At 65.7% G+C, this 26,272-nt stretch carries 26 protein-coding genes; 9 read left to right on the plus strand and 17 right to left on the minus strand.

Annotation, left to right across the window (positions count from 1 at the left end):
• Nucleotides 1–11: 11 nt before the first annotated feature.
• From B5J99_RS08215 to B5J99_RS08240, 6 genes are read left to right on the plus strand one after another with little or no spacing between them, the layout of a single operon-like run.
• Nucleotides 12–1,457 carry an NAD-dependent succinate-semialdehyde dehydrogenase gene (locus tag B5J99_RS08215; protein ID WP_117352130.1) on the plus strand — a complete coding sequence of 482 codons (1,446 nt, stop codon included), beginning with the start codon at nucleotides 12–14 and terminating at the stop codon, nucleotides 1,455–1,457.
• 13 nt (nucleotides 1,458–1,470) lie between these two features.
• On the plus strand, nucleotides 1,471–2,529 hold the full coding sequence (locus tag B5J99_RS08220) for an amidohydrolase family protein (RefSeq protein ID WP_117352131.1): 1,059 nt from the start codon (nucleotides 1,471–1,473) through the stop codon (nucleotides 2,527–2,529).
• A gap of 8 nt (nucleotides 2,530–2,537) precedes the next feature.
• Entirely contained in the window at nucleotides 2,538–4,157 is a 1,620-nt protein-coding gene (locus B5J99_RS08225; protein ID WP_117353416.1) for a GMC family oxidoreductase, read from the plus strand.
• Entirely contained in the window at nucleotides 4,154–5,812 is a 1,659-nt protein-coding gene (locus tag B5J99_RS08230; RefSeq protein WP_117352132.1) for a GMC family oxidoreductase, read from the plus strand. Before B5J99_RS08225 ends, B5J99_RS08230 begins: the two co-directional genes overlap by 4 nt.
• Nucleotides 5,809–6,210 (plus strand): nuclear transport factor 2 family protein, encoded by a 402-nt coding sequence (locus B5J99_RS08235; RefSeq protein ID WP_069051444.1) that lies wholly within the window; start codon nucleotides 5,809–5,811, stop codon nucleotides 6,208–6,210. The genes B5J99_RS08230 and B5J99_RS08235 overlap by 4 nt, the downstream gene beginning before the upstream one ends.
• 14 nt (nucleotides 6,211–6,224) lie before the next feature.
• The gene (locus B5J99_RS08240; protein ID WP_117352133.1) at nucleotides 6,225–7,724 is read left to right on the plus strand and encodes an aldehyde dehydrogenase family protein; all 1,500 of its coding nucleotides are present in this window, start codon (nucleotides 6,225–6,227) and stop codon (nucleotides 7,722–7,724) included.
• 110 nt (nucleotides 7,725–7,834) lie between these two features.
• On the opposite strand, the gene B5J99_RS08245 is transcribed toward B5J99_RS08240, so the two are convergent.
• Nucleotides 7,835–8,524: a GntR family transcriptional regulator gene (locus B5J99_RS08245; protein ID WP_054133759.1), complete on the minus strand. Its 690-nt coding sequence runs from the start codon at nucleotides 8,522–8,524 to the stop codon at nucleotides 7,835–7,837.
• 128 nt (nucleotides 8,525–8,652) lie between these two features.
• Between B5J99_RS08245 and B5J99_RS08250 the strand changes: the two genes are divergently transcribed.
• A complete protein-coding gene (locus tag B5J99_RS08250) occupies nucleotides 8,653–9,762 on the plus strand; it encodes an aromatic ring-hydroxylating oxygenase subunit alpha (protein ID WP_117352134.1) in 1,110 nt (369 codons plus the stop codon).
• Nucleotides 9,763–9,769: 7 nt separating this feature from the next.
• Here the strand turns inward: B5J99_RS08250 and B5J99_RS08255 are convergent, their stop codons facing one another.
• The 13 genes from B5J99_RS08255 to B5J99_RS08315 form a co-directional block, all read right to left on the minus strand.
• Entirely contained in the window at nucleotides 9,770–10,141 is a 372-nt protein-coding gene (locus B5J99_RS08255; protein ID WP_117352135.1) for a nuclear transport factor 2 family protein, read from the minus strand.
• A complete protein-coding gene (locus B5J99_RS08260) occupies nucleotides 10,138–10,884 on the minus strand; it encodes an alpha/beta fold hydrolase (RefSeq protein WP_117352136.1) in 747 nt (248 codons plus the stop codon). The genes B5J99_RS08255 and B5J99_RS08260 overlap by 4 nt, the downstream gene beginning before the upstream one ends.
• Nucleotides 10,871–11,368 (minus strand): cupin domain-containing protein, encoded by a 498-nt coding sequence (locus tag B5J99_RS08265; RefSeq protein ID WP_054133763.1) that lies wholly within the window; start codon nucleotides 11,366–11,368, stop codon nucleotides 10,871–10,873. Before B5J99_RS08265 ends, B5J99_RS08260 begins: the two co-directional genes overlap by 14 nt.
• Nucleotides 11,365–12,330: a fumarylacetoacetate hydrolase family protein gene (locus B5J99_RS08270; protein ID WP_117352137.1), complete on the minus strand. Its 966-nt coding sequence runs from the start codon at nucleotides 12,328–12,330 to the stop codon at nucleotides 11,365–11,367. The genes B5J99_RS08265 and B5J99_RS08270 overlap by 4 nt, the downstream gene beginning before the upstream one ends.
• A 19-nt stretch (nucleotides 12,331–12,349) precedes the next feature.
• Nucleotides 12,350–13,282 (minus strand): NAD-dependent epimerase/dehydratase family protein, encoded by a 933-nt coding sequence (locus B5J99_RS08275; protein WP_117352138.1) that lies wholly within the window; start codon nucleotides 13,280–13,282, stop codon nucleotides 12,350–12,352.
• Nucleotides 13,272–14,039 (minus strand): SDR family NAD(P)-dependent oxidoreductase, encoded by a 768-nt coding sequence (locus B5J99_RS08280; RefSeq protein WP_117352139.1) that lies wholly within the window; start codon nucleotides 14,037–14,039, stop codon nucleotides 13,272–13,274. Before B5J99_RS08280 ends, B5J99_RS08275 begins: the two co-directional genes overlap by 11 nt.
• 2 nt (nucleotides 14,040–14,041) lie before the next feature.
• Nucleotides 14,042–14,821, minus strand: coding sequence for a cyclase family protein (locus B5J99_RS08285; protein WP_054133767.1), 780 nt, complete (start codon nucleotides 14,819–14,821; stop codon nucleotides 14,042–14,044).
• Nucleotides 14,822–14,825: 4 nt separating this feature from the next.
• Nucleotides 14,826–15,275 (minus strand): hypothetical protein, encoded by a 450-nt coding sequence (locus B5J99_RS08290; protein ID WP_117352140.1) that lies wholly within the window; start codon nucleotides 15,273–15,275, stop codon nucleotides 14,826–14,828.
• Nucleotides 15,272–15,592 carry a DUF2218 domain-containing protein gene (locus B5J99_RS08295; protein ID WP_069051454.1) on the minus strand — a complete coding sequence of 107 codons (321 nt, stop codon included), beginning with the start codon at nucleotides 15,590–15,592 and terminating at the stop codon, nucleotides 15,272–15,274. The genes B5J99_RS08290 and B5J99_RS08295 overlap by 4 nt, the downstream gene beginning before the upstream one ends.
• Nucleotides 15,589–16,758, minus strand: a complete 1,170-nt coding sequence (locus B5J99_RS08300; protein WP_117352141.1) for an alpha/beta hydrolase family protein — start codon at nucleotides 16,756–16,758, stop codon at nucleotides 15,589–15,591. The genes B5J99_RS08295 and B5J99_RS08300 overlap by 4 nt, the downstream gene beginning before the upstream one ends.
• A gap of 3 nt (nucleotides 16,759–16,761) precedes the next feature.
• The gene (locus tag B5J99_RS08305; protein ID WP_117352142.1) at nucleotides 16,762–17,664 is read right to left on the minus strand and encodes a VOC family protein; all 903 of its coding nucleotides are present in this window, start codon (nucleotides 17,662–17,664) and stop codon (nucleotides 16,762–16,764) included.
• Nucleotides 17,665–17,704: 40 nt separating this feature from the next.
• Nucleotides 17,705–18,823, minus strand: coding sequence for an FAD-dependent oxidoreductase (locus B5J99_RS08310; RefSeq protein WP_117352143.1), 1,119 nt, complete (start codon nucleotides 18,821–18,823; stop codon nucleotides 17,705–17,707).
• Between the two features lie 136 nt (nucleotides 18,824–18,959).
• Nucleotides 18,960–19,865, minus strand: coding sequence for a LysR family transcriptional regulator (locus tag B5J99_RS08315; RefSeq protein ID WP_054133773.1), 906 nt, complete (start codon nucleotides 19,863–19,865; stop codon nucleotides 18,960–18,962).
• A 134-nt stretch (nucleotides 19,866–19,999) separates the two neighbouring features.
• On the opposite strand from B5J99_RS08315, the gene B5J99_RS08320 reads away from it, so the two are divergent.
• Together B5J99_RS08320 and B5J99_RS08325 are read left to right on the plus strand one after the other, a co-directional pair.
• Nucleotides 20,000–22,315: a TonB-dependent receptor gene (locus tag B5J99_RS08320; RefSeq protein ID WP_245991817.1), complete on the plus strand. Its 2,316-nt coding sequence runs from the start codon at nucleotides 20,000–20,002 to the stop codon at nucleotides 22,313–22,315.
• Nucleotides 22,315–23,277: an MBL fold metallo-hydrolase gene (locus tag B5J99_RS08325; RefSeq protein ID WP_162892513.1), complete on the plus strand. Its 963-nt coding sequence runs from the start codon at nucleotides 22,315–22,317 to the stop codon at nucleotides 23,275–23,277. Before B5J99_RS08320 ends, B5J99_RS08325 begins: the two co-directional genes overlap by 1 nt.
• A 7-nt stretch (nucleotides 23,278–23,284) precedes the next feature.
• Here B5J99_RS08325 and B5J99_RS08330 read toward each other — a convergent pair whose 3' ends face one another.
• The 3 genes from B5J99_RS08330 to B5J99_RS08340 all read right to left on the minus strand — a co-directional run bounded on the left by B5J99_RS08330 (nucleotide 23,285) and on the right by B5J99_RS08340 (nucleotide 26,180).
• The gene (locus B5J99_RS08330) at nucleotides 23,285–24,172 is read right to left on the minus strand and encodes an amidohydrolase family protein (RefSeq protein ID WP_117352146.1); all 888 of its coding nucleotides are present in this window, start codon (nucleotides 24,170–24,172) and stop codon (nucleotides 23,285–23,287) included.
• 139 nt (nucleotides 24,173–24,311) lie between these two features.
• Nucleotides 24,312–25,346 (minus strand): 4-oxalomesaconate tautomerase, encoded by a 1,035-nt coding sequence (locus B5J99_RS08335; protein ID WP_117353417.1) that lies wholly within the window; start codon nucleotides 25,344–25,346, stop codon nucleotides 24,312–24,314.
• 162 nt (nucleotides 25,347–25,508) lie between these two features.
• Nucleotides 25,509–26,180, minus strand: a complete 672-nt coding sequence (locus B5J99_RS08340; RefSeq protein WP_117352147.1) for a 4-carboxy-4-hydroxy-2-oxoadipate aldolase/oxaloacetate decarboxylase — start codon at nucleotides 26,178–26,180, stop codon at nucleotides 25,509–25,511.
• Between the last annotated feature and the right edge of the window lie 92 nt (nucleotides 26,181–26,272).

Raw genomic sequence — 26,272 nt, forward strand, 5'->3', positions numbered from 1 at the left:
AAAGGTCCCTCATGGCTGACTATGAAAACACCGGCTATCCCCAGCTGGGCATGTACATCGATGGCGAGTGGCTGACCGCTGCCGGTCGCCGCACCCAGACGGTGATCAACCCGGCAACCGGCGATGCGCTGGGCGATCTTCCTCTTGCCAGCGCCGCCGATCTGGACCGTGCGCTCGAGGCGGCCGAGCGTGGCTTCCGGCTGTGGCGTTCGACGCCGGTCGAGGAGCGCGCAAGGGTGTTGCGCGGTGCCGCCCAGTTGCTGCGCGATCGGATCGACATCATCGCCGCCAACGCCACGCGCGAGGAGGGCAAGACCCTGCTGGAGACGCGGATCGAGACGATGGCGTGCGCGGGGCTGTTCGATTTCTATGCCGAGGAGGCCAAACGCAATTACGGGCGCGTGCTGGTGCGGCCGGCGGGAACCCGTTCGATCGTGACGCGCGAGCCTGTGGGACCGGTGGCGGCCTTTGCTCCGTGGAACTTCCCGATCCACAATCCCGGCCGCAAGCTGGGCGCGCCAATTGCCGCAGGCTGTTCGGTCATCCTCAAACCGGCCGAGGAAGCCCCGGCCTCTGCCATGGCGGTGGTGCAGGCGCTGATTGACGCGGGGTGCCCTGCCGATGTGTGCCAACTGGTGTTCGGCGTCCCCGATGAGGTGTCGCGCCATCTGCTCGCCAGCCAGGTCATCCGCAAGGTCAGCTTTACCGGGTCCACTGCGGTCGGCAAGCATTTGATGAAGCTGGCCGCCGACACGATGAAGCGCACCACGATGGAACTGGGCGGTCATGCCCCGGTGCTGATCTTCGACGATTGCGATCTGGACAAGGCGGTCGATCTGCTTGCCACCGGCAAGGTGCGAAACGCGGGCCAGGTATGCGTGTCGCCGACCCGTTTCTATATCCAGGAAGGCATCCACGACCGGTTTGTCGCCGCATATACCCAGCGCATGGCTGCAGTGCAGGTCGGCGACGGGCTGCTGCCGGACAGCCAGATGGGGCCGATGGCCAACCCGCGCCGTCCCGCTGCCATCGCCGATCTGGTGGCCGATGCCGTCAGTCATGGCGGAGTGATCGGCACCGGCGGCGAGCGCATCGACCGCGATGGCTTCTTCTTTCAGCCCACGGTGCTGTCGAACGTCCCGCTGTCGGCCAGGATCATGAACGAAGAGCCGTTCGGACCCGTGGTGGTGACCAGCCCGTTCCGCACCTTCGATGAAGCGGTCGAGCAGGCGAACCGGTTGCCCTTCGGGCTGGCAGCCTTTGCCTTCACGGAAAACGGGCGCCAGGCGAACCTGCTGGGATCAGCGATCGAGGCCGGGATGATCGGCATCAACACGACCTCGCTCGCCGCCGCCGATTCACCGTTCCAGGGAATCAAGGAAAGCGGCCACGGCTCGGAGGACGGCCCCGAGGGGCTTGCCGCCTGTTACGTCACCAAATCGATCCATCAGGTCTGAGAGGAAAACGACCATGAACGCACCCCAGACCGGCGGCGCGCAGGGCTATCTGCGCATCGCGACGGAAGAGGCCTTTTCGACGCCCGAACTGATCGCGGCGTTCCGCGACGAGCTCGCCGCGCCCGATGTCGACCCAGGGTTCCAGAGCCTGATCGGCTTCTATCTCGATCATCCGGCAGAACGGCCGCAGTTCATCGCCAATGCCCTGGTCGATCTGGGCGAACAGCGGATCGCGGACATGGACATCCGGGGCATCGACCGACAGGTGCTGGCGCTCACCGCGCCTGCCACCAACGCGCTGCGCGACCCCGATCGCGCAGTAATGGTGGCGCAGACCGCGAACGACCGGCTGGCCGACGCCTGCCGCAAATATCCCGACCGGTTCAGCGGGATGGCGGCCTGTGCGGTGCAGGTGCCCGATGTCGCGGCCAGGGAGATCGAGCGCTGCGTCACCAAACTCGGCTTCACCGCCGTCGTGATCAACAGCCACATCCTGGGCGAATATCTGGACAACCCCAAATTTTCCGCAGTGCTCGAGGCGGCAGAGGCGCTCGACGTGCCGATCTATATCCATCCCAACACGCCGCCTGCCAACATGATCGGCCCGATGCTCGAATCCGGGCTGGATGGTGCGCTCTTCGGCTTTGGCGTGGAAACCGGGATGCATGCGCTGCGGGTGATCACCAGCGGGGTGCTCGACAGGTTCCCCAAACTCCAGATCATCCTCGGCCATATGGGCGAGGCTTTGCCATACTGGCTCTACCGGCTCGATTTCATGCACCAGGCGGGCGTGCGCGCTGGCCGCTACGAATGCATGAAGCCGCTGAAGAAGGACAAGGTGTCGAACTATCTGCGCGAGAATTTCCACTTCACCAATTCCGGCATGGCCTGGGAACCGGCGATCAAGTTCGCGCAGCAGGTCATCGGTGAAGACCGGGTGCTGTACGCGATGGACTATCCCTATCAGTGCCCGGTGGAGGAAGTGAGCTATCTCGACGCGATGGACATGCCGATCGAGACAAAGCGCAAGTTCTTCCAGACCAATGCCGAAAAGCTGTTCAAACTGGTATGAGCCAGCCAGTGGCAGAGTATGACTATATCGTGGTGGGCGCGGGCTCTTCGGGCTGCGTGCTCGCCGCGCGCCTCTCCGAAGACCCGGGCTGCCGCGTTCTGCTGATCGAGGCAGGCGGCAGCGAAAAGCGCGCGATCGTGTCGATGCCGCTGGCGTGGTTCGAGGCGATGAAAACGCCGGGCATCGGCTGGGGCTATCTGTCCGAGCCCGAGCCGCATTGCGACGATCGGCGCATCCCCGCACCGCGCGGCAAGCTGATCGGCGGGTGCTCCTCGATCAACGGCATGATGTATTCGCGCGGACATCCGGGCGATTACGACCAATGGGCGCAGATGGGCGCACGCGGCTGGAGCCATGACGAGGTGCTGCCCTATTTCCGCAAGTCGGAGAGCAACTGGCGAGGTCCTTCGGAGCACCATGGGGGCGATGGGCCGATCACCGTCGCGCGGCACGCCAGCGATTCGGTCGTCTACCCCGCGCTGCTGGCCACCGCGCAGAAGCGGGGATGGAAGCAGCTCGGCGATTTCCATGGCGAAGATAGCGAAGGCTGGAGCGCGCCCGATTTCACCGTCCACCGTGGTCGCAGGGCGAGCCCCGCCGCGCGGATGCTGCGCCCCGCGATGGCGCGTGCCAACCTTACGGTCATCACCCATGCGCTGACCCATCGCATCGTCATCGACAAGGGCAGGGCGACCGGCGTTGTCTATGAACGCGACGGGCAGCTGCAAACGGTAAACGCTGCAGGCGAGGTCATCGTGTCTGCAGGCGCCTTCAACTCGCCGCACCTGCTGATGCTGTCGGGGATAGGCCCCGGCGATGCCTTGCGCGAACACGGCATCGACGTCGTCTGCGATCTGCCGGGCGTCGGCGCCAATCTGCAGGATCACGCGTCGATCGGCATGGTCCACAAGGCAAGCGGAGCCTTTTCATTCGATCGCGAGCTGCGGCTGGACCGGTTTGCGCTTTCGCTGCTGCGTTGGCAGCTGTTCGGCACCGGCCCTGCAGGCGGGCTGCCGGTGGGGGCGCAGGGGTTCCTGCGCACCCGCGAAGGGCTCGACCGGCCCGACCTGCAGCTGCTGATCAACCCGCTGGCGATGGACTCGCGGCTGTGGTTCCCCGGCTGGCGCGCGCGCAAGGGCGATTATCTGTCGCTTTCGGCGGTGCTGCTGCACCCGGAAAGCCGTGGCCGCGTCGCGCTCAAAAGCGCCGATCCGCGCGCCAAGCCTGCGATCCATCTCAATCTGCTCGCCACCGATGGCGACCGCGCCAGCTTCCGCAGGTTCATCCGGTTCACGCGCGACTTTCTGGCGGATACTCCGGCGAGCGACCTGATCGACCATGAGGTCGTGCCCGGCCCGGACGTCCGGTCGGATGTCGAGATCGACGCCTTTGTCCGCCAGCGTATCGGCACCGCGATGCACCCCACCAGCAGCTGCGCGATGGGCACAGGCGCCATGGCCGTCGTCGATCCCCAGCTGCGCGTGCGCGGGGTGGAAGGGCTGCGCGTCGTCGATTGTTCGGTGATGCCCACCATCCCGGGGGGCAACACCAATGCGCCCGCGATCATGATCGCGGAGAAGGCCGCCGACATGATCCGCCATGGCCAGGCAGCGGCAATCGCGGCATGAACGTCTTCGACTATGTCATCGTCGGTGCCGGCAGCGCAGGCTGCGTGCTCGCCAATCGGCTGAGCGCGGATCCTGCCAACCGGGTTCTGCTGGTCGAGGCAGGCGGCACCCACAAGAAGTTCCTGCTGACGATGCCGCTGGGCTTCATGCGCGCGCTGCGCGATCCGCGCTATACCTGGCCCTATATGTCCGAGCCAGAGCCGCATCTGGACGGACGCCGCATTCCGATCCCGCGCGGCCGGGTGCTGGGGGGGTCGTCTTCGATCAACGGCATGTTCTACATGCGCGGCCATTCCAGCGACTATGACCAGTGGCGGCAGATGGGCTGCGAAGGCTGGAGCTTTGCCGAGGTCCTCCCCTATTTCAAGCGGATGGAAACCAGCTGGCGCGGGGCGGGGCCGTGGCATGGCGATCGCGGTCCGCTGCACGTGGCCCCCGTCGATACCAAACGCCTGTTGCACGATCCGCTGATGGCAACCGCCGCTGCTGCGGGATTTCCCGTCTCGCCCGATCTGCAGGCCGAGCAGGAAGAAGGGTTCGCGCGCGGTGAACTGACCATCGACCCCAAGGGAAGACGCTCCAGCACCGCGCGTGCCTATCTGGAGCCCGTTTTGGGGCGACCAAACCTGACTGTCGTCACCGGGGCGCTTACCGAGCGCGTCGTGCTGAAAGCGGGCCGCGCCACCGGCATCGTCTATCGCGCCGAGGGCCGGACGCACGAAATCCAGGCAGAGCGCGAGGTCATTCTGTGCGGGGGATCGTACAATTCTCCGCAGCTGCTGATGCTATCGGGCATCGGGCCCGCCGACGAACTTGCCCGGCACGGCATTACGGCTGTCCATGATCTGCCGGGGGTCGGGCAGAACCTGTCGGAACACCCGCGCGTCCCGGTGCATTTTGCGCTCCAGCGACCGGTCAGCTTTCTCAATGAACTGCGGTTCGACAGGGTGGCGTTGGGCGTGGCGCGCTGGGCGCTCACCGGCAAGGGACCGTTTGCCAGCCAGGTCAACAGCTGCAACATCGTGCTGCGCACCCGGCCCGAGCTCGACCGCCCCGATATCCAGCTGTGGAGCAACCCGGTGCGGATGGACGCGGAGATCTGGTTTCCCGGCGTGCGTGCCCGCCAGCGTGATGCAATCACCGCAGATGTCATCCTGCTGCATCCGTTCAGTCGCGGGCAGCTTACGCTGCGCTCGGCCAATCCGGCCGACCCTCCCGCCGTGCTGCTCAACAATTTCTCCGATCCTGCCGATCTGCGCACCGCGATCGACGGCATCCGGCTGGCGCGGCATATCTATCGTACCCAGCCGCAGGCGGCGCTCACCGGAGAGGAGCTTTTGCCGGGACAGGACCTGCAGAGCGACGAAGAGCTTGTCCGGCACATCCGCCAGACCGCGCAGGTCACCCAGCATCCGGTGGGCACCTGCACCATGGGTCACGGGCCGATGGCGGTGGTCGATCCACAGCTGCGGGTGCACGGCATCGCCGGGCTACGTGTTGTCGATGCATCGGTGATGCCCACCGTTCCGGGCGGCAACACCAACGCCCCGACGATCATGATCGCCGAAAAGGCCTGTGACATGATCCTGGGCCTGCCCGCACTGGCTCCGGAAGACCCGCGCGTGCCGGGTACCAGCGCAAGGAGAGCGGCATGACGAGAGAAGACTTCCAAATCTATATCGCCGCGTTCAACGCCAAGGATTTCGAAGGTTTCGGTCGCTTCTACCGCGACGATGTCACGCTGTCCCTGTCGGGCAAGCGCGTGCTGCGCAGCCGGGACGAAATCCTGTCCTTCTATCGCGACGTGGCGATGCGCTGCGACGAAAAGCTGGATCTGAGGCGCATCGTGCTCGACGACACCGGCATCGCGGTGGAGCTGGACACCGAGTTCAAGGGCTTGGTCGACGATCCCGGCTTCATCGCCGGGCCGCTGGTCACGGGCCAGTCGATCTTCATCACCAGCGTCATCTTCTACACCATCAAGGACGGTCGCTTCAGCGAGATACTGGCGCGCCGGGTAGGCGACGCGCGAACCGGCCCTGCCACATTCTGACGGAGAATGCCTGAATGAACGCCCCCTTTTCGCCCGAAGCTCTGACTGCATTGCGGGCAGAGCTCGCATCCGGTGCGCGCCCGCTGTTCATTGACGGGGTGTTTGGCCCTGCTGCTGCGGGAGCGACGATCGACGTGATCGATCCGGCAACCGGCGATGTCTTTGCCACCGCTGCCTGCGGCGATGCCGACGATATCGATCGGGCGGTGCAGGCGGCGCGGCGGGCTTTCGACGGCGGGGCATGGCCTGCGACCACCCCGGCCATGCGGGCAAGGCTGATGAACCGGCTGGCTGATCTGATCGAGGCGCATGGCGAAAGGATTGCGCTGACCGAAAGCCTCGACAACGGCATGCCGTTCATGATGGCCAAGTTCGGCGGCGTGATGGGCGCATCGGAGCAATTGCGTTACAATGCCGGCTGGGCGACCAAGATCACCGGAGAAACGGTAACGCCGTCCGCTCCCGGAGAATGGCACGCGTTCTCGCGGCGCGAGCCGGTGGGTGTCGTCGGTGCCATCGTGCCGTGGAATTTCCCGTTCGTGATGGCGGTGGCCAAGATCGCGCCTGCGCTGGCGGCGGGATGCACCGTGGTGCTCAAGCCTGCCGAACAGACGCCGCTGAGCGCGGTGATCCTCGCCGAGCTGATCGCCGAGGCGGGGTTCCCTGCGGGCGTAGTCAACATCGTCAACGGCTATGGCCAGACCGCAGGCGCAGCGCTGGTTGATCATCCGCTGGTCGACAAGATCACCTTCACCGGATCGACCAGCGTCGGCAAGGCCATCGTCCGAGCCGCGACCGGCAATCTCAAACGGGTGACACTGGAGCTGGGCGGAAAATCGCCGGTGGTGATCTTTGCCGATGCCGATCTCGACAAGGCGATCCCCGCCGCTGCCATGGGCATATTCGGCAACGCCGGGCAGATCTGCGCTGCAGGCTCACGGCTGTTCGTGCACGACAGCGTGTACGACCGCGTCGTCGAAGGCATCGTGGCGCGCGCCGGAAGTCTGCGGGTCGGCAACGGCCAGGCTCCCGGCACCGAGATGGGGCCGCTGGTCAGCCAGGTACAGTGCGACAGGGTGATGGGCTATATTGCAAGCGGCGCAGACGAGGGCGCGACTGTTGCATGCGGCGGGCAGCGCGTGGAGGGTCCGGGCTATTTCGTCCAGCCCACGGTGCTGACCGGCACCATGGCTGGCATGAAGGTGGTCGACGAGGAGATCTTCGGGCCGGTGCTGTGCGTGATGCGTTTTGGCGAGGATGACATCGATTCAATCGCGGCAGCCGCCAATGAAGGCAGCTATGGTCTGTCGTCGTCGATCTGGACGCGCGACATGTCGAATGGGCTGAGGCTGGCAAATCGTCTCAAGGCAGGGACAGTGCGGATTAATGGCGGCGGCGGCGTGGACCCAGCACTGCCGCTGGGGGGCTTCAAGCAATCCGGCTGGGGCCGGGAAAACGGTCGGGCCGGGGTCGAAGCCTTCACCGAGCTCAAATCGGTGACGGTCGCGCTGTAGCGTTCAGCACCGCCATTCGCCGAGGGGGCTGCCTCTGCACCCATTGTCGCCGATCGCAAACCAGCCTCAATGCCGGTTGCTGGCGCAGACGTTCACGCAATGTCGCGGCGCTAGAGGATCGGGGCGAGCGCGAGGCGGCCGTTGGCGAGCGGGGCGCGGGCGTGCTGGCGCATCAACTGCTCGGCCTCTTCCGCCTTGCCCGCCAGGATGGCGTTGCACACCGCCACATGCTCGCGATGCGCGGCGGACAGCTGGTCATAGGTCGCGGGCAGATCTTCCCAGTCGAGCGCGAGCGCGGCAGCCGATCCGAACGGCAGGTGATTGTTGCGCGACAGCGCATAGGCGATCGCGGCATTGTCGCTGGCAGCCACCAGCAGATCGTGGAACGCACAATTATAGGCGTAGAACCGCTCGAGATCGGCCTCTTCGAGATGCCCCTTGGCGAACAGCGTCTCGCCTTGGGCCAGGCAAAGCTCCAGCTTTCGCGCGAGGGCAGGCGGGGCGGGGGTGGAGGCGACGATCCGCGCCGCAAGCCCCTCGAGCACCCCGCGCACCTCGATGGCATCGGTCACCTGCCCCATCGTCGGGCCTCGCGCGGCATAGCCGCGGGCACCGATCCGGGTCACCAGCCCTTCCTGCTCGAGCGTTCGCAGCGCCGTGCGCACTGGCATGCGGGACACGCCAAGCCGTTCCGCGGTCGGAATTTCCGCAATGCGCTCGCCATCGGCGAGCTCGCCAGACGCGATCATATTGCGCAGCGCGACGATCACGCGCTGTCCCGGCTTCATCCGCTTTTCCATGCGGGTTTCTTAAAGTCTCGAGGTCGCCCGGCAAGCCCCAATCGCGCTTGACGGCGATCAGCCATCATGCTTATTGGATCCAATAGCGCGTCGGAAAGCACCGCGACCAAAGATGTGGGGAGAGCAACATGACCAATGCAGCATCGGCTTCATCGACCGGAAGCGCGCCGACATGGCCGGTCAATGCCTGGTATGTCGCCTGCACGCCCGACGAGATCGAGGGCAAGCCGCTGGGGCGCCAGATCTGCGGCGAACACATGGTCTTTTTCCGCAATGGCGAGGGCAACGTTGCCGCGCTCGAGGATTTCTGCCCGCATCGCGGTGCACCGCTGTCGCTCGGTTTCATCCAGGACGGCGCGCTTGTGTGCGGCTATCACGGGCTGGCGATGGGCTGCAATGGGCGGACGGTCGGGATGCCCGGCCAGCGGGTCAAGGGCTTTCCCCCGATCCGCACCTATCCCGTCGTCGAGCGCTACGGCTTCATCTGGGTGTGGCCCGGCGACGCTGAAGCCGCCGATCCTGCGAAGCTGCGGCATCTGCCATGGGCGCAGAACGACGAATGGGCCTTTGGCGGCGGGCTGTATCACGTCGCGTGCGATTATCGGCTGATGATCGACAATCTGATGGACCTCACGCACGAAAACTATGTCCATGCCAGCAGCATCGGGCAGAAGGAAATCGACGAGGCGCCGGTCAAGACCCGGATCGAAGGCGACGAGATCGTCACCAGCCGCTTCATGGATGGCATCATGGCGCCGCCGTTCTGGCAGATGGCGTTGCGCGGGGCGGGGCTGCCCGACCAGCAGCTGGTCGACCGCTGGCAGATCTGCCGCTTTTCGCTGCCCAGCAGCGTGCTGATCGAGGTCGGCGTCGCGCTGGCGGGGCATGGCGGTCATGAGGCCGACAATGCGCACAAGGCGTCTGCGATGGTGGTCGATTTCATGACGCCCGAAACCACGACATCCCACTGGTACTTCTGGGGTCTTGCCCGCCGGTTTGCCGTTCAGGATGCGGCGCTTACCAACACCATCCGCGAAGGCCAGACCAAGATCTTCGCCGAGGACCTCGAGATGCTCGAGCGCCAGCAGCGCAATCTCGAGCTCCATCCGGAGCGCAGGCTGCTGCTGCTGAACATCGATGCCGGCGGCGTGCGTTCACGGATGCTGATCGATCAGGCGATCGCCGCCGGCCAAGCCGGGCAGGCACCCGCCGATCAGCGCTCGGTTGCTGCGGTCTGATCAGGGGTCAGAACGTCAGCGAGCCGCACCGCTCGGCAAACAGCCACACGCCGTCATGCAGCTCCATGCGGTCGTGGAAATCTCCGATCAGCGTCTTGTCCGCCATGTACAGCACGACATAGCTGTGCGCGCGCACTTCGCGATCCGACAGGATGTCGATAGTCGTGTTGGCCATGACATGCCTGGTCACCCGCCTGGGCCGGTCGCGGAAGAAGGCGCAGATTGCCTCCCGGCCAGCTACCGGCGCGTCGGGCTCGCTGGGGCGGGCAAAGCTGCCATCGGCAGTGAACATCGCCGCCAGCCCATCGGCGTCGTGCGCATCGTTGAGCATGGCAAAGCGCCGGATCTGCCGTTCGACCGCCCATTCGATTTCCATCATGCCGCTTGTCCTTCAGGTTCGTGCATCCATTGCCAAAGCGCGTCGCTGACCGCTTGAGCTGCCTCCATCGGCGCCATGTGGCCGCTGCCTTCAAACACGACATAGCGCGCATGGGGAATGGCAGCGGCGATCTCCTCGTGCTGCGCAGGCGGGCTCCAGCGGTCGAGCGCGCCGACCCCGATCAGCACCGGGCAGCCGATCAACGGCAGCAGCGGGCGCGCATCGGGTCGTCCGAGCAGTGCCTTGATCTGCGCGCGGTGGATCGCAGGCGACATGCGTTCGACCATCGCATACAGCGCCGCGCGCACCGCGAGATCGGCATCGAGCAGACCGTCCTTCACCATCGGTGGTAGCCAGGCATCGGCGAGCGCCGTCATGCCGTGGTTGGCGCTGATGTCGAGCATCGCCTGGCGCTTTGGCAGTTCGTCTGGCCCCGCCGGGTGCACGGCGGTATCGAGCAAGGCGAGCCGCTCCACCCGCTCGGGCGCCTGCTGCCAAACCTCCAACGCCACGCGCGCGCCCATCGAATGCCCCGCGATGGCAAAGCGCGGCGGGGCATCGGCAAGCACGTGCGTTGCCATGGCGGCAATCGAATCCTGCCCGGTCAGGACGGGAATGCGAACGTCGTAATCTGCCGACAGCGCCGCAATCTGGTGCTGCCAAATCGCAGCATCGCACAGCAGCCCGGGTACGAGGATCACGCTCTCGCGGGCTGGCGTTCCGGTCGTGTCAGGGTTCGACATCGGGCAGCGCTGCTCCGTTCACCACGACCGGCGCGGCCTCGATCAGCACGAAGGCGATCCGGCAGACGGTATCCGTCGAAGGGTTGCGCCACAAATGGATGGTGCCGCGCTGGATGATGATATCGCCAGCAGAGGCGCTAGTAACCGCGCCGTCATCGAGCTCGAGCTCGACCGTCCCTGCGAGCACGATGCCGTAATCGATGCTGCTCGACCGGTGCATCGGCGATGTGCCGCCCGGCAGCATGTCGACGATGCGGATCACCGAGCCCTGGTGCAGCGTCAGGCCGGCATCGCGCAGCCGGCCATCGGTCTCGTCGTTGTTGTCCGCAGGTACGCTCGCGGTGGTCCACACCAGGCTGAAGGCCGCGTCACCCGAGGGGATCGGTTCCACCGGCAGCAGGTCGTCGCTGCGGATGACGGCCTTGCCTGCGGCATCATGCCCGGTGACGATGCGACGGACGGGGGGAGAAGCGGGCGCGCTCATCCCCTGATCACCTTCTGGTCGATCGCGCCGAACAGCACCCCGCCATCGGGCATGCGCGCTTCCATCCGCACGGTATCGCCAAAGCGCATGAACTCGGTGCGCGGCTTGCCTTCGTCGAGCATCTCGATTCCGCGCCGCTCGGCGATGCACGACGATCCGATCTCGCGGAAATTGCTGTTCGAAACGGTGCCCGATCCGATGATCGTGCCTGCGCACAGCGAGCGCGTGCTCGCGGCATGCGCGACCAGATCGTGGAAGCCGAACTCCATCACCCCGCCCAGAGCATCGCCAAAACGCTTGCCGTTCCAGTCGACGCTCAGCGGCAGGTGGACGCGGCCCTCGCGCCAGGCATCGCCCAGCACATCGGGAGTCACCGCGAACGGCGCGACCGAGCAGGCGGGCTTGGCCTGAACCCAGCCGAAGCCGGTCTTCATCTCGATCGGCGCCAGTGCGCGCAATGACCAGTCGTTGATCTGCACGACCAGCTTGATGTGGGCTAAGGCCTGCTCAGGTGTCACGCCCATCGGCACGAAGTCGGTGATGATGCCGAACTCGCCCTCGAAATCGATGCCATCTTCCTCGCGCGGCAGCGGTACGTCGGCGGTGGCGGAAAGGAACTGGTGCGACAGCCCCTGATACATCAAGGGGCGGCCCGCAGGCGGCGGCTCGGTGCCGAACAAGGTCTCCATCAGCTCGCCATGGCTGCGGAAGGCCGAACCATCGAGCCATTGCCACGCGCGGGGCAGGGGCGCGGCAAGAGCGAGGTTCGAAGCACTTTCGCCTTCGCCACCGGCCAGCCGATCTGCCAGCGCCCGCAGCGCAGGTTCGGCGGTGGCCCAGCCATCGAGGGCAGCCTGCAGCGTGTTAGCGACATCCGATGCGCCGAGGAAGCGGGTGCCATCGGCGCTGACGACGACCAAAGCGCCGTCGGGGGTGCCATTGTCCTGGGTTGCGAGTTTCATGCGGGGTCCTTTCAAGGGATCAGAGATCGGCCAGCGCCTGCGCCACCAAAGCGCCAAGGCTGCCATCGTGGCGAAGCCCCAGCGCATCGGCGCGGGGCGTGGCGAGCGGGGGCTGGCGTCCGAACGCCGCCTCGATCGCGGGATCGGGCTCATAGTCCATCAGGGCAGGGTCGTGCCCCGTCTGGCGTGCAACCTCGGCGACGAGATCGCGCAGGATCACGCGCTGTGCAGGAAGGTTGAGACGGGCATCGGCCGGGTCGGCGGGCAGATCCAGCGCCTGGCATAGCTGCGCGATCAGCCCGCGCAGCGACAGCAGCCAGCAGCTTGCCCCGGTGGATACCGGCAGGCTGATCGGCTCGCCCGCCTTGAGCGCGTGGAACAGGTTGCTCAGGAACGCCGATTTCATCCCCGATGGCCCCAGGGGCCGAGCAACGATTCCGGGGAGCCGCAGCGAGAGCCCGCGGATCGCACCGCGCCGCGTCATCGTCGCGATCCACTCCTCGATCATCGCCTTGTGTGCGCCGTAGCGCAGCATCGGGCGCGCAGCCGTGGCATCATCGACATAAGCGGGCAGCGGGTCGCCGAATACCGCGATGCTGCTGGCGAACAGGACGCGAGGGCGGTTGCCGTGCGCGGCGGCGGCATCGATCAGCGCCATCGATGCTGCGACGTTGACGCGCGCGGCAGGTGCGGGATCGGCTTCGGCGGCGCCGCCCGGCACGGTCGCCAGGTGCACGATGGCATCGAACGGCGCTGCGGTCAGCGCGGCCAGCAGTGCTGGGTCATCCAGGTCACCGGGCACAGCAGTGACCCCGACAAGATCGGCAAATTCCAGCCCGCTGCGGTCCGTCGCGGTCACGCGGCAGTGCTGCGCCAGCGCGCGCACCAGCGCTTGGCCGACAAAGCCGCCCGCGCCGGTGACGAGCACTTGGGAGGACGGGTCAGCTGCCATCGGTGATCGACGTTCCGCCATCAATGGCGATCTGCTGGCCTGTGATGAAGCCGCTGGCGGGCGAGGCGAGGAAGACGCACGCTGCAGCGACATCCTCAACCGATCCCACCCGGCGCAGCGGCGTCATCTGCAACCGCCGCGCCATGAAGCTCTCGTCGGCCATCAGCGGCTCGGACAGGGGCGTGGCGATCAGCCCGGGGGCAAGCGCGTTGACCCGCACGCTTTTGGGGCCCCACTGCACCGCAAGATTGCGCGCGAGCTGCGCGACGCCAGCCTTGGCGAGGGCATAGGCGTTGATCGCGCCGTTGCCGCGCAGCGCCGCCAGGCTCGACATCAGGATGACACTGCCATCGCCGCTTGCCGCGATATGCGGCAGCGCCAGCGCCGTCAGCGCAACGATGGACCTGAGGTTCACCGCCATCACGCGATCGAAATCCCCGAGGTCCCAGCTACCTGCCTCGCCGGTGATCCCGGCGTTGCAGACCAGGATATCAAGACCGCCAAACCTGTCGACCGTGCCCTCGACAAGCGTCGCGAGCGCGGCGGCATCGGTGACGTCACAGGCGATCCCATGGACATCATGGCCCGCTTGCGCGAGCGATGATGCGGCGGCCACCAACGCCTGCGGATCTTCGCTCGATATCATGACCCGCGCGCCGGCCTGCGCCAGCGCCTGCGCGACACCCAGCCCGATCCCCTGCGTCGATCCGGTGACGATGGCCGTCCGGCCCGACAGACAAAGGGGATCGAAAGCCATGGTCAGTCTTCGATGATCGCCACAGCCCGCGTCCAGCCAGCCGATGCGCCGCGGATCTTGTGCGGGAAGCAGCTGACGGTGAACCCGTGCGCGGGCAGGCTTTCGAGGTTGTGCAGCTTTTCGAGATGGCAGTAACCGATGTCGCGTCCGGCCTTGTGGCCTTCCCAGATCAGCGACGTGTCGCCGCTCTCGGCGACCTTCTGGGCGGTGTAGCTGAACGGGGCGTCCCAGCTCCAGGCATCGGTGCCGGTGACGCGGATGCCGCGCTCGAGCAGGTACATCGTCGCCTCATAGCCCATGCCGCAACCGGTATCGACGAAGTCGGGCTTGCCCACCGCGCCGCCCGCAGCGGTGTTGACCAGCACGATATCGAACGGCTGCAATTCATGGCCGATCCGCGCGAGCTCGGCTTCGACATCGGCGGCGGTGACGACATAGCCGTTCTCGAAATGGCGGAAGTCGAGCTTCACGCCGGGGTTGAAGCACCATTCTAGCGGTACCTCGTCGATCGTGATCGCGCGCTGGCCGCCATCCATCGTCGGGTGAAAATGCCAGGGCGCATCCAGATGCGTGCCGTTGTGCGTGGTCAGCGTCACCCATTCGGCAGCGGCAAAGCCCGCGCCATCGGGCAACTGCTCGGCGGTGACTCCAGGGAAGAAATGGCCGAGCTCGGTGACCGTATCGGCATGCTGCTGATAGGTGATCTTGGGCCGCATGAACGGCGGATCGGTGATCACGTCGTTTTCCAGATAGATCGACAGGTCGATGAAGTGACGGGCCATGGTCTTATCCTCTTGTCAGTACGGAGCGCAGGGCCAGGGGTGTGATGATCAATCCCAGAAGCGCGCCGAATGCAACCTTGATAGCAAATGCGGTCCCCCAGGCGAACGTCGCGATACCGTTGAGTTGCAACGCGCCGATGGCCATGCCCGCCAGCCCCAGCGCCAGCAGCGCGAGCATGATCGCGCGCACGACGATCGATCCAATAGTGGGCGGCGTGCCAGGAAGCTTGCCCTTCGTCATCGCGGCGCGCGTCTGCAGCGCGGGCATCAGCGCGGCCATGAACGACGCTGCGCCCGCTTGCGGCAGGAAGTCGAGCGCGAGATTGTCGGGTGCCCAAACCGCTATGGGGTCGGTCCGGCCGAAGACAGCCAAGAAGAACCCGGCGCTGATCGCCATCGTGATCACAATCGAGATCAACGTCTGCCTGCGCACATAGCCGCGCGCTTCTTTCATGCGTCGGTCCAGTTGTACGCCAGCGGTACTTCGCGGAAAGCGAAGCGGTCGATATGCCGCTCGAGCGCGCCCTTCAGCCCGTCGCGCTGGCCCTCGGCGCTGGCGGTGATCGTGCAGACCAAAGTATCGGCCTCGGCATCCAGGGTCACCACCGCATCGGCAGGCCAGTCGGCACCGCGTGCATCCTTGGCAAAGGTGATCTGCCCGTGATCCTTGTCGAAGCTGACGGGCAGGGTGTGTTCCCAATGCTTGCAGACCTGCTGGAGATACTTGCTGGCGCTGGCGGTCGGGATGCGCGCGGTGGCGACGAAGCTCATGGCCTGGCCGCCGATGTGCGACCGCCCAGCGTCTCGGCGAACCAGTCGGCGATGTAATCGCGCCCGAACGACATGTTGTCCGCGCCGACATGCTCGACCCCGCCTTCGCGCGCGGTGAAGATCTTGAGCTCGCGCTGCGGGCAGTTGGTCAGCTGCTCGAAGCTCTGGTGCGCGTATTCCAGCCCGATCTGGCGGTCCTTCTCGCCGTGCGTGACGAGGAACGGCACCTTGATGCGGTCCATCACGCCGTTGAGCGTCATGTCCTTCGACTTGGCGTGGAAATCATCCATGTCGGTCGCGCCGAACACCCACATCACATGCGCCCAATAGTGCGGCACGGGGTTCTCGCCCTCGCGGCGCAGGCGCTTCTGCTGGACCTCGGCCCAGTTGTGGTTGGCGCCCCAGACGGCACCGCTCGCAAAGCGTGGCTCGAACGCCACCGCACGCGGGGCGAAATGGCCGCCCAGCGAGATACCGGTCATGCCGATGCGCGCCGGGTCGACATCGGGCTGCTTTTCAAGCCAGTCGACCGCAGGGGAGGCCCATTTTTCCGAATGCGGCGTGGCAGGAAGGTTGTTGAGGCGCAACGCCTCGCCGGTTCCGGGCTGATCGACGCACAGGCTCGAGATGCCGCGGGCGGCAAGCGCATGCGGCAGCTTGGACCAATAGAGCAGCTCCTTCGAGCTATCGAGGCCGTTGCAATAGACGACCACCGGCTTGGGGCCATCGCCCGGCGCGCGGCAATACAAAGCGGGGAAGGTGCTGCCTTCATAGGGGATTTCGACCCGCTCGACCGCGTGATCGCCCAGGGTCATCGCGCGCTTGAAGGTGTCGAGCGCCTTGGCATAGGTCGCAGCGCGGTCGGGGCTGCCCTGGCCCTGCATCCGTTCGGCGACCAGCAGATACAGCGCCGCGCGCTCGAGCTTGGCGGCAGCGGAGAACGCGCGGCCGCGTTCCTCGTCCTCGCCCGCCAGGCCGATCAGCTTGTCGCCGGTTTCCACCCAGGCCCGCATGAACTGCGGCGTGCCGGCATCGGCGCCATTGGCCGCGGCGTCGCGGATCGGCTGGCACATGTCGATGATCTCGCCGATCTGCCCGCCGCTTTCGATCGCGATCGCGACCGAGAGGTTCCAGATGTAGTTGGGAAAATACTCAAACAATGCCATGGCTTATACTCCCGCCGGCTGGAACAGGCCCTTGTCGGGCGCAGGGTGCGGCATGGTCTGCGGACCGCCGATGCCGATTCCCCACTGGTCCATGACCAAAGGCGCGGGCGCGTGCACCGTGGCCACCCAGGTGGCATCGTCGACCTCTTCGAGATCGGCGGTGTATTCGACCGCAAAGCCGCCCGGCGTGGTGAAGTAGCTGAAGGTGTTGTTGCCCGCGGTGTGGCGGCCGGGCCCCCAGCGGATGTCGGTGCCCTGCTGCTTGAGCCGGTGAATGCCGCGCATCATGTCATCGACGCCAAGCATGTCATAGGCGACATGGTTGAGGCACGGCGGCCCGGGGAGCAGCGCGATACGGTGGTGCCACTTGTTGCAGCGCAGGAAGCACATGAAGTCGCCCAGCCAGTCGCTGACCTTGAAGCCCAGCACGTCGGTGAAGAACCGCACCATCTCGTGATGATCGGGCGAATGCAGAACGATGTGGCTGATCTTCTGCGGGATGCCTTCCCAGCGGACCAGCTCGCGCGAGGTGCCGCGCGCGACATCGCTGGAGATTTCGAAAGGCAGGCCGTCCTTGCTGAAGAAGCGGAAGCCATAGCCGCCGCCCAGCGTGTCGAGCTGCTTGGGCGCAAACACCACCTGGCAGCCATAGGCCGCGACCTGGTCGTGCAGCGCATCGACATCGGCGCGGCTGTCGGCAGCCAGCGTGATGATGTCGATCTTCTGCACATCGGCCTGGCGCAGGCGAACGACGTACAGCTCGTCGTTTCCTTCGGCGGCGAAGTGCAGCATGCCGTCCTTTTCACCGGCGTCCTTGAGACCCCAGGTGTCGCGATAGAATGCAGCCTCTGCTGCCAGATCGGTGACAGCGTAGCCGACGTGGCGAATCTCGCTTACTCTGGCCATGATGAATTTAACTCCTTGAAAGATGGGGGAAACGCCGACCTCAAATGGGCTCGGCAACCTTCATGAACATTTCCCGGGTCGCAGTGGCGTTATCCACCAGCGGGCCCTTGCCGATCTGGCCAAAGCAGATCGCCTTGGACGACTCGACGATATAGCGGCAGCGCTCGAAGCGGCGGTCACGATAGGCGGCAAGCGCGGTCTCGATATCGTCGGCGGCCTCGAGCTCTTCGGCGAGCACCAGCCCGTCCTCGATCGCCATCCCGGCGCCCTGCCCCAGATGCGGGGTGGTGGCGTGGACCGCATCGCCGAGCAGCGCGACGCGGCCCTTGTGCCACGCGCCTTCGAGCAGCAACCATTCGAGCGGCTTGTAGACCACCTCGTGGTTGTCGGTGATCTGGTCGACCAGTGCGGCGATGGCGGGAGAGGGGACCCCGGCGATCTTGGCGCGCATCGCTGCTGCCAGCTCTTCGGTGGCGTACCAGGGGTTGCCCGGCTCGGGCGTGGTCACATACATGTACATCAGCTCATCGGAGAGCGGCACCAGCCCGATCCCGGTCTGCCCTTCATAAGCCTGCAGCCCGATGACATCGGGCGTCCGCCGGAAATTGTAGCGCCACACTGATTGGCCGGTGAATTCGGGCCTTGGCGCGTCGGGGAAGATCGTCTGGCGGGTCTGCGAATACAGGCCATCGGCACCGATCACGATATCGTAGCGGCCCGTGCTGTCGTCGCTGAAGGTGACCGAAACACCCGCGCCGTCATCGTCCAGGCTGGCGACGGTCAGGCCCAGCCGGACGGTCGCGCCCGCGCCGATGGTCCGGTCGCCCAGCACCTTGTGCAGCGCGCGGCGGCCGATGCCGACATTGCCGGGATAGCCATCGACCAGCCGCGGCGTGGGGATATCGGCGACGCACTGGCCAGTGGGGATGTACACCTGCACCCGGTCGAAGCCGAACCCGGCGCTGATGTAGTCGTCGATCAGGCCAAGCTCGGTCATCGCGCGGACGACATTGCCCTGCTGGATGATGCCTACCCCATAGACCGACCAGTCAGGGTCGCGCTCGATCACATCGACGGCATGGCCCTTGCGTCGCAGCGCAATGGCCGATGTCAGCCCGCCGATTCCGCCGCCAACGATCAGAATTCTCAAGTCTTTCACGCGTCCGCTACCTCTCCGACACCCCCGTTCAGCCGGTGGGCGCATCATGGTGCTGAAATAGAGGGTCCGGCGTAAATCTGTAAATTTTATTGTTTGGATTGATGTCTATCAGCACTGTCGATGCTTCTCAGCACAATCACGGCAGCGCGCTGTCGTGCCGGAGTTGGTTACGCAGCCATTTGAGCCCTTCATCGCTGGCGCGGGCGCGGTTGAACTGGAGCATCTCGCGCATCATCGGGAAGGGGAAGGGGATCGGCGCGATCGCCAGCGGGAACATCCGCGCCATCCGCCGCGCGAGGCGTTCGTGCATTAGCGCCAGCCGACCCGTCTCGATTACCAGCCACGGCACGACGGTGAACGACGATGCCATCACATCCATCCGGCGGAACCGGCCGAGCTGCTCCATCATGCTGTCACCGAACGCGCTGGTGCGCTGATTGCCCATGTGCACCCCGACATGGCTGGCCTGCATCAGCGCCTCTTCGGTGAGCACGTCGGCGAACAGCGGGTTGCGATCCCAGCCGACGACAACATGGCGTTCCTCGAAGAACAGTTCTGCCGGCTGGCCAGGGTTGATGAAATCTTCGGGCGTGATCAGCAGATCGAACGCGCCCTGCGCGAGCAGATCCGAGCTGCCGTCCGAGGGGAGCACCGATTCGAGCCGGATGCTCGGCGCGATATCCGCCAGCCGGCGCGACAACGGGGCGATGATGGCGGCGGTAATATAGTCCGATGCGATCAGCCTGAAGGTGCGCTGCGAGGTGGCCGGATCGAACGCGGTCGAGGTCGTGATCAGCGCATCGACCTGCCGCAGCGTCTCCTGCACCATCGGCAGCAGCGACTCGGCATAGGCGGTCGGAAACATCCTTTTGCCCTGCAGCACCAGCAGGTCATCGCCGAAATATTCGCGCAATCGGCTCAGCGCCGCACTCATTGCCGGCTGGCTGAGATGCACCTGCTCGGCCGCGCGCGAAACGCTGCGAGTCTCCATCAGGCAGCTGAACGCCACCAGCAGATTGAGATCGAGACCCTTGAACCGCATGAAATTAACCTATCGATGGCGTGATTGGATTACCATTAAAACAAAAGATTTAACCTATGGCTAGCCCCTGCCTTAAAAGGTCCGTCAATACAGCGGGTGCCCGTGCAGGCAGTCGCGCCTTTTTGGGGAGATGAATGATGAGAGCTTTGCTGCTGGCAACCACCGTATTGGCCGGGCTGATCGTCCCGGGTGCCGCATGGGCGCAGGACCAGGCCGATACCGCCCAGACCACCGAGAACCAGGAAAACACCGGTCTTGGCGAGATCGTCGTGACCGCGCAGCGCCGCGAGGAAAGCCTTCAGCGCGCCGCGGTTGCCGTTTCCGCGGTGACCGGAGACGATCTCACCAAGTCGGGCATCACCGAAACCGCGGGCCTTGGCCGGCTGGTTCCCTCGCTCGTCGTCCAGCCCACCGGCGGCACGACCAGCTTCTTCCTGCGCGGCGTCGGCACCAATTCGCAGAACTCGTTCGCCGAAAACGCCGTCGCGTTCAACTTCAACGGCATCTATGTCGGCCGCCCGACGGCCCCTGCCGGCGTGTTCTACGATCTGGAGCGGGTCGAGGTGGTCAAGGGGCCGCAGGGCACGCTCTATGGCCGCAACGCCACCGGCGGCGCGATCAACGTCATCCCCAAAAAGCCGGTGCTTGGCACGTTCAGCGGCGAGGGATTGTTCGAATACGGCAACTACGACAGCAAGAAGGCCTCGCTGGCGCTCAACATTCCGATCGGTGACACGGTGGCGTTGCGTCTGGCCGGGCAGATCGTCGATCGCGACGGCTATATCTCTGACGGCTATGACGACGACAAGGGCGAGGCATTCCGCGCATCGCTGCTGATCGAGCCCTCGGACCGCTGGTCGATGACCCTGGTCGCGGACTATTACAACCAGCGCGGCAAAGGTGCCGGCGCGGTGCTGCTGCCCGAAGCTCGCTACACCGTGCCTCCGCTCGAAGACCGGGTCAGCATCTCCGATCCGCGCGCACAGGCTGCGGTGCGCAATCTGGCAAGAGGGATCTTCGCGCCGCCGTTCTGCGGAGGGCCGGGCAATTTCGTCAACAGCGGCTGCGTTGCGCTGGCCGGCACCGATGGCTTCCTCGACAACCAGTTCTTCGGCGTCAGCGCCACAGTCGTCGGCGACATGGGCTTTGGCACGCTGACCGTCATTCCGGCCTATCGCCGCTCGGACGTCAACGTGCTCACCTATCTTCCGGGCTTTGCCGGCACGATCAAGGATGTCGCGGAGCAAAGCTCGCTCGAAGTGCGGCTTGCGTCCAACGAGGATCAGCGGCTGCGCTATGTGCTGGGCGTCTTCTACTTCGGCGAGAACCAGGTCACCGAAAACTTCTTCCGTCAGGGCAATATCTCGAGCACCCGCTTCACCCCGCGGCTGAGCACCGAGAGCATCGCCGCCTTTGGCCAGCTGACCTTTGACATTGCCGATACGCTGCGGCTGGTCGCCGGTGGCCGCTACACCCGGGAAGACAAGGAGCAGTTCACCTCGGTGGCCTCTGGCGGTCTGCCCGGCCCGGTGGCGCCGCCACTCAGCGCGCCGTTCACCGGTGACCTGTCGTTCGAGAAATTCACCTGGAAGGCCGGGCTGGAATGGGACGCTGGTCCTGCCTCTTTGGTCTATGCCAATGTCGCCACCGGCTTCAAATCGGGCGGGTTCTTTGTCGCCCAGCCGCCCAACAACACCTTCGCACCCGAAGAGCTGACCGCCTTTACGCTGGGCGCCAAGAACCGCTTCTTCGACAACAAGCTGCAGCTCAACATCGAGGCGTTCTACTGGGACTACAAGGACCAGCAGATCACCTTCGTCGGCGGCGTGCGGACGGCAGGCGGCATCTTCGCGCAGGGCTCGACCACGGTCAACGCGGGCAAGTCGCGCATCTACGGCGTCGAGTTCGAGGCCCGCTTCGCCCCGAGCCGCAACGATCTGTTCAATCTCAACGTCCAGTATCTCAACGGCAAGTACGACAGACTTCAGACCGCCAACTTCTCGCCCACCGGCGCGCCGGTGACGACGGGATGCACCACGCTGGGCAGCCGGCTCGCCAATCCGGGGGTCAACGGTGCGCGCTTCTTCGACATCGATTGCTCGGGCAACCCCACGGTCAATTCGCCCAAATGGGCGGTCAACCTGGGCTATGAACGCACGTTCGAGCTGACCGGCGATCTCAACCTGGTCTTCGGTGGGCGCGGCAACATCGAAAGCAGCCGGTTCCTCAACTCGAACTTCCGGCCCGAGGAACGCCAGGGCAGCTTTGCCATGGCCGATGCCTATCTGACGCTGGAAAGCGCGGGCGGATGGAATGTCACCGGGTTCATCAACAACATCACCGATGAAGAGGTGCTGGCGCGTGCGGGAACGCGGCCGATCCTCGACTTCCCGGTGGCGACGCTGCGCCCGCCGCGGACCTATGGCGTGCGCGTCGGATTCAACTTCTGATGCGCGCGGCCTGGCTGACGCTGGCGTTGGCGGTCTCCACGCCGGCGCTGGCGCAGCCCGCTGCGCCCGCAGCGGATGCGTTCATCACGCTGGGCACCATGGGTGGCCCTGTTCCCTCGCCGGACCGGTCGCAGCCCGCCAACGCGCTGCTGCATGCAGGCCAGGTGTATCTGGTCGATGCAGGCGATGGTACGGTGCAGCAGCTCAGCCGGGCCGGCATCATGCTGCCGCGTGTGCGCGCGGTGTTTCTCAGCCACCTCCATGTCGACCACACCGGCGGGCTTTCAGCGGTGCTGGGGCTGCGCAACCAGACCAATGTGCGCGAACCGCTGACGGTCTATGGTCCGGCGGGAACGCGCGAACTGGTCGCAGGGCTGGTCGCATCGATGCAGCCTGCCGCGCGGGCCGGATATGGCATTCCGGGCAAGCCCTGGACGCCGCCTGCCGATACGGTCACCGTCATCGAACTGGCCGATGGTGAAAAGACCACGCTGAATGGCATGACCGTCACCGCAGCGCAGAACACGCATTATGATTTCGCGCCCGGAAGTGTCGAGGATCGCAACTACAAGTCGCTCAGCTTCCGTTTCGATATGCCGGGCCGGTCGATCGTCTACACCGGCGATACCGGGCCCAGCGCTGCGGTGGAAAAGCTTGCCAAAGGCGCGGATCTGCTGGTCAGCGAGATGATCGACATGGCGGGCACGATGGCCAATGTCGCGCGCAATTCCCCCAACATGCCGCCAGAGGCCAAGCGCGATCTCGAGCAGCACCTGTCGACCCATCACCTCACCCCCGAGGCTGTCGGGCAGCTTGCCGGCAGGGCAGGGGTGAAGGCGCTGGTGATCACGCACTTTGCGGCCGGCACTCCCGATCCGGCACGGACAAAGGGCTATGTCACGCAGATCGCGAAGAGCTATTCCGGTCCGGTCACGCTGGCAAACGATCTCGACAGGTTCTGATCCGCGCTCAATCGGACCAGTAAAGCCGCATCGGATTGCCGACCAGCAGCTTGTGCTGCAGCTCTGCCGTCGCGGCGATGTGCGGGATGGTATCGACAAGCGCGCCGTCGTCGGGCAGCACGCTTTCCATGTTCGGATGCGGCCAGTCGGTGCCCCACAGCACGCGGTCGGGATAGTCCTCCACCAGCGGGCGCACCGCGCGCACGAAATCGGCATAAGGCGGGCCTGAAGGATCGAGCCGGTCGGCGCAGGTGACCTTGGTCCAGATGTCGTCGCGGCTATCGAGCAGCTTGCGGAACGCGGTCATGTCCGCGCCATCTGGCCCTTGGCGCACATCGGGGCGACCCATATGGTCGATGACGATCGGCACCGGGATCGCGGCAAGGAACGGCAGCATCTCGTCCAGGATGTCCGCCTCGAAATACACCACGACGTGCCAACCCAGCCGCTCGATCCGGCGTGCGACGTCGAGGAACCTGTCCTTGGGCGCATCGTCGACCAGCCGCTTGAGGAAGTTGAAGCGCACCCCGCGAATACCGCCTGCGTGCAGCGCATCGAGCTCGGCATCCGAAATCGCCGGATCAACCACGGCGACGCCGCGCGCCATGCCGTTGGAGAGCGCGATGGCGCCCAGCGTCGCGCGGTTGTCGGTGCCGTGGCAACTCGCCTGGACGATGACATTGCGCGCAAAGCCCAGCCGGTCGCGCAACGCGAACAGCGCGTCAGGACCGGCATCCTGCGGCAGGTACTTGGCCTTGGGGCTGAACGGAAACTGCGCCATCGGCCCGAAGACATGACAATGCGCATCGACCGCACCCGGCGGCGGGGTGAAGCGCGGCTTCGAGGGGGTCAGCGTCCAGCTGCGGACGCGGCCCTGGGCGTCGGTGGTGCTCATCGGATATATCCTGTTTTCATTGAGGCTCGGTCACCCTCACCCTTCCCACACCGCTGCGCGGTGCGGGCCCCTTCCCTCTCCCGGTGGGAGAGGGAGGGAGGCGCGAAGCGCCGGAAGGGTGAGGGTGACAAGCGGAAATTCACCCGAAAACCTCGCCATCCATTAGCTTGCGCGCGGTGCGCAGCATCCCGGCTTCGACCGGCTGACCGTTCTCGTCGACCGTCACCACGCACTCGGTGACACCGCTGGGGTGTTCGACGCCCAATGTCTTGACCGGTCCATCGCCAATCTGCGCCAGGTCTGCAGCGGGCGATCCTTCGATCAGGCAGGCAGTGGCGACGCTGACCGCGCCGAGCACGCCGATCGAGGCATGCACCCGATGCGGGATCAGCGAGCGCACGCTGATCGCGCCGCCCTCGCGCGGGGCTGCGACCAGCATCATCTTGGGCACCGACTTGGCGCTGACATCGCCCAGGTTCATCATTGGCCCGGCCTTGAGGCGGATCGCCTCGACCTGCGCCTTCATTGCGGCATGGCCGTCGAGCGTGTCGCGGTCTTCATAGCCGGTGATGCCGACATCGGCTGCGGCCATCACCACACAGGGCATGCCGTTGTCGATCAGGGTGACGCGCACCCCGTCGATTTCGTCCGCCGCATGACCGGTGGGCAGCAGCGCGCCGCACGACGAGCCTGCGGTGTCGCGGAACGCGAGCGGGATCGGCGCCGCGCTCCCGGGCACCCCGGAGATTGTCGCATCGCCATCGTAAGTCACTCGCCCGCCGGGCGTCTGGACGCTGGCGACTGCGATCTGGCCGGTATTCTCCATATAGACCGCAACCCGCGTCACCCCGTCCTGCGCTGCAACCAGCCCGCGCTCGATCGCGAACGGACCGACCCCGGCAAGGATGTTGCCGCAGTTCTGCGCATCGGTGACGATCGCCTGATCGACGAACACCTGCAGGAACAGGTAATCGACGTCGACCCCGGGCCGCTCTGACTTGCTGATGACAGCGACCTTGCTGGTCAGCGGATCGGCGCCGCCCATACCGTCGATCTGGCGCGGATCGGGCGAGCCCATCGCGCGCAGCAGAAACGCGTCGCGCGCAGCCGGATCGGCGGGCAGGTCGTCCTTCAGGAAGAACCCGCCCTTCGAGGTGCCGCCGCGCATCCACATGCAGCGGATGGCCTTCACATTCCCTCTCCCATCGGGAGAGGGAGGGAGGCGCGCAGCGCCGGAAGGGTGAGGGTGGCCGGGAGGGCGTCGCCCTCACCCTTCCCACTCGGCTGCGCCTCGCGGGCCCCTTCCCTCTCCCAATGGGAGAGGGCAACTTTGCCCTCAGACATACTTCAGCCCCATCTCGGCGAGCCGCGGGCGCATGTCGTAGATGTCGAGGCCGAGTTCGCCAGCCGCCAGCCGCTGGCGCTTGGCTTCCTCGGCGGCCTCGCGCGCCTGCGCCTTGGCCAGCACCGCCGCTGCGTCCGCCCGCGTGACGACGCACACGCCATCGTCATCGGCGACGATCACGTCACCCGGCTGGATCGCCGCGCCCGCGCAGACGATCGGCACGTTGACGCTGCCCAGCGTGTTCTTGACCGTCCCTTGTGCAAACACCGCCTTGGACCAGACCGGAAAGCCCATCTGGGTGAGGTCGCGCACATCGCGCACCCCGGCATCGATCACCAGCCCCCGGCATCCGCGCGCCATCGCGCTGGTCGCCAGCAGGTCGCCGAAATAACCGTCGACGCACGGGCTGGTCGGCGCCAGCACAAGGACATCGCCGGGTTGCAGCTGCTCGATCGCGACATGGATCATCCAGTTGTCGCCGGGAGCCGCAGAGATCGTCACCGCATTGCCCGCGATCCGCGCCCCTGCATAGATCGGGCGCATATGGTGCGCGAGCAGGCCGATGCGGCCCTGCGCCTCGTGCACGGTTGCGACACCCGCAGCCCCCAGGCCATCGACGATGTCGAGCGCGGTCCGTTCGATATTCTGCACCACCACATTCATGCGCAACACTCCCTTGGAGCTTCCCCGTGCTCCCATGATCCCGCCGAACGCCAATCCAACTTGTGGACAGCCAATAGGTTTTTGCTATGTCT

Source organism: Blastomonas fulva (assembly GCF_003431825.1).
In the GTDB taxonomy this organism is placed as follows: Bacteria; Pseudomonadota; Alphaproteobacteria; order Sphingomonadales; family Sphingomonadaceae; genus Blastomonas; species Blastomonas fulva.

Coding starts and splice junctions, on each gene's coding strand:
- B5J99_RS08235 (WP_069051444.1), top strand. CDS start 5,809: ATGACGAGAGAAGACTTCCAAATCTATATCGCCGCGTTCAACGCCAAG.
- B5J99_RS08325 (WP_162892513.1), top strand. CDS start 22,315: ATGCGCGCGGCCTGGCTGACGCTGGCGTTGGCGGTCTCCACGCCGGCG.
- B5J99_RS08260 (WP_117352136.1), bottom strand. CDS start 10,884: ATGTCGAACCCTGACACGACCGGAACGCCAGCCCGCGAGAGCGTGATC.
- B5J99_RS08340 (WP_117352147.1), bottom strand. CDS start 26,180: ATGAATGTGGTGGTGCAGAATATCGAACGGACCGCGCTCGACATCGTC.
- B5J99_RS08270 (WP_117352137.1), bottom strand. CDS start 12,330: ATGAAACTCGCAACCCAGGACAATGGCACCCCCGACGGCGCTTTGGTC.
- B5J99_RS08305 (WP_117352142.1), bottom strand. CDS start 17,664: ATGGCCAGAGTAAGCGAGATTCGCCACGTCGGCTACGCTGTCACCGAT.
- B5J99_RS08335 (WP_117353417.1), bottom strand. CDS start 25,346: ATGTGGATGCGCGGCGGCACCTCGAAGGGCGGGTTCTTCCTGAAGGAC.
- B5J99_RS08265 (WP_054133763.1), bottom strand. CDS start 11,368: ATGAGCGCGCCCGCTTCTCCCCCCGTCCGTCGCATCGTCACCGGGCAT.
- B5J99_RS08320 (WP_245991817.1), top strand. CDS start 20,000: ATGATGAGAGCTTTGCTGCTGGCAACCACCGTATTGGCCGGGCTGATC.
- B5J99_RS08220 (WP_117352131.1), top strand. CDS start 1,471: ATGAACGCACCCCAGACCGGCGGCGCGCAGGGCTATCTGCGCATCGCG.
- B5J99_RS08300 (WP_117352141.1), bottom strand. CDS start 16,758: ATGGCATTGTTTGAGTATTTTCCCAACTACATCTGGAACCTCTCGGTC.
- B5J99_RS08215 (WP_117352130.1), top strand. CDS start 12: ATGGCTGACTATGAAAACACCGGCTATCCCCAGCTGGGCATGTACATC.
- B5J99_RS08255 (WP_117352135.1), bottom strand. CDS start 10,141: ATGATGGAAATCGAATGGGCGGTCGAACGGCAGATCCGGCGCTTTGCC.
- B5J99_RS08275 (WP_117352138.1), bottom strand. CDS start 13,282: ATGGCAGCTGACCCGTCCTCCCAAGTGCTCGTCACCGGCGCGGGCGGC.
- B5J99_RS08330 (WP_117352146.1), bottom strand. CDS start 24,172: ATGAGCACCACCGACGCCCAGGGCCGCGTCCGCAGCTGGACGCTGACC.
- B5J99_RS08245 (WP_054133759.1), bottom strand. CDS start 8,524: ATGGAAAAGCGGATGAAGCCGGGACAGCGCGTGATCGTCGCGCTGCGC.
- B5J99_RS08285 (WP_054133767.1), bottom strand. CDS start 14,821: ATGGCCCGTCACTTCATCGACCTGTCGATCTATCTGGAAAACGACGTG.
- B5J99_RS08230 (WP_117352132.1), top strand. CDS start 4,154: ATGAACGTCTTCGACTATGTCATCGTCGGTGCCGGCAGCGCAGGCTGC.
- B5J99_RS08290 (WP_117352140.1), bottom strand. CDS start 15,275: ATGAAAGAAGCGCGCGGCTATGTGCGCAGGCAGACGTTGATCTCGATT.
- B5J99_RS08240 (WP_117352133.1), top strand. CDS start 6,225: ATGAACGCCCCCTTTTCGCCCGAAGCTCTGACTGCATTGCGGGCAGAG.
- B5J99_RS08250 (WP_117352134.1), top strand. CDS start 8,653: ATGACCAATGCAGCATCGGCTTCATCGACCGGAAGCGCGCCGACATGG.
- B5J99_RS08295 (WP_069051454.1), bottom strand. CDS start 15,592: ATGAGCTTCGTCGCCACCGCGCGCATCCCGACCGCCAGCGCCAGCAAG.
- B5J99_RS08280 (WP_117352139.1), bottom strand. CDS start 14,039: ATGGCTTTCGATCCCCTTTGTCTGTCGGGCCGGACGGCCATCGTCACC.
- B5J99_RS08315 (WP_054133773.1), bottom strand. CDS start 19,865: ATGCGGTTCAAGGGTCTCGATCTCAATCTGCTGGTGGCGTTCAGCTGC.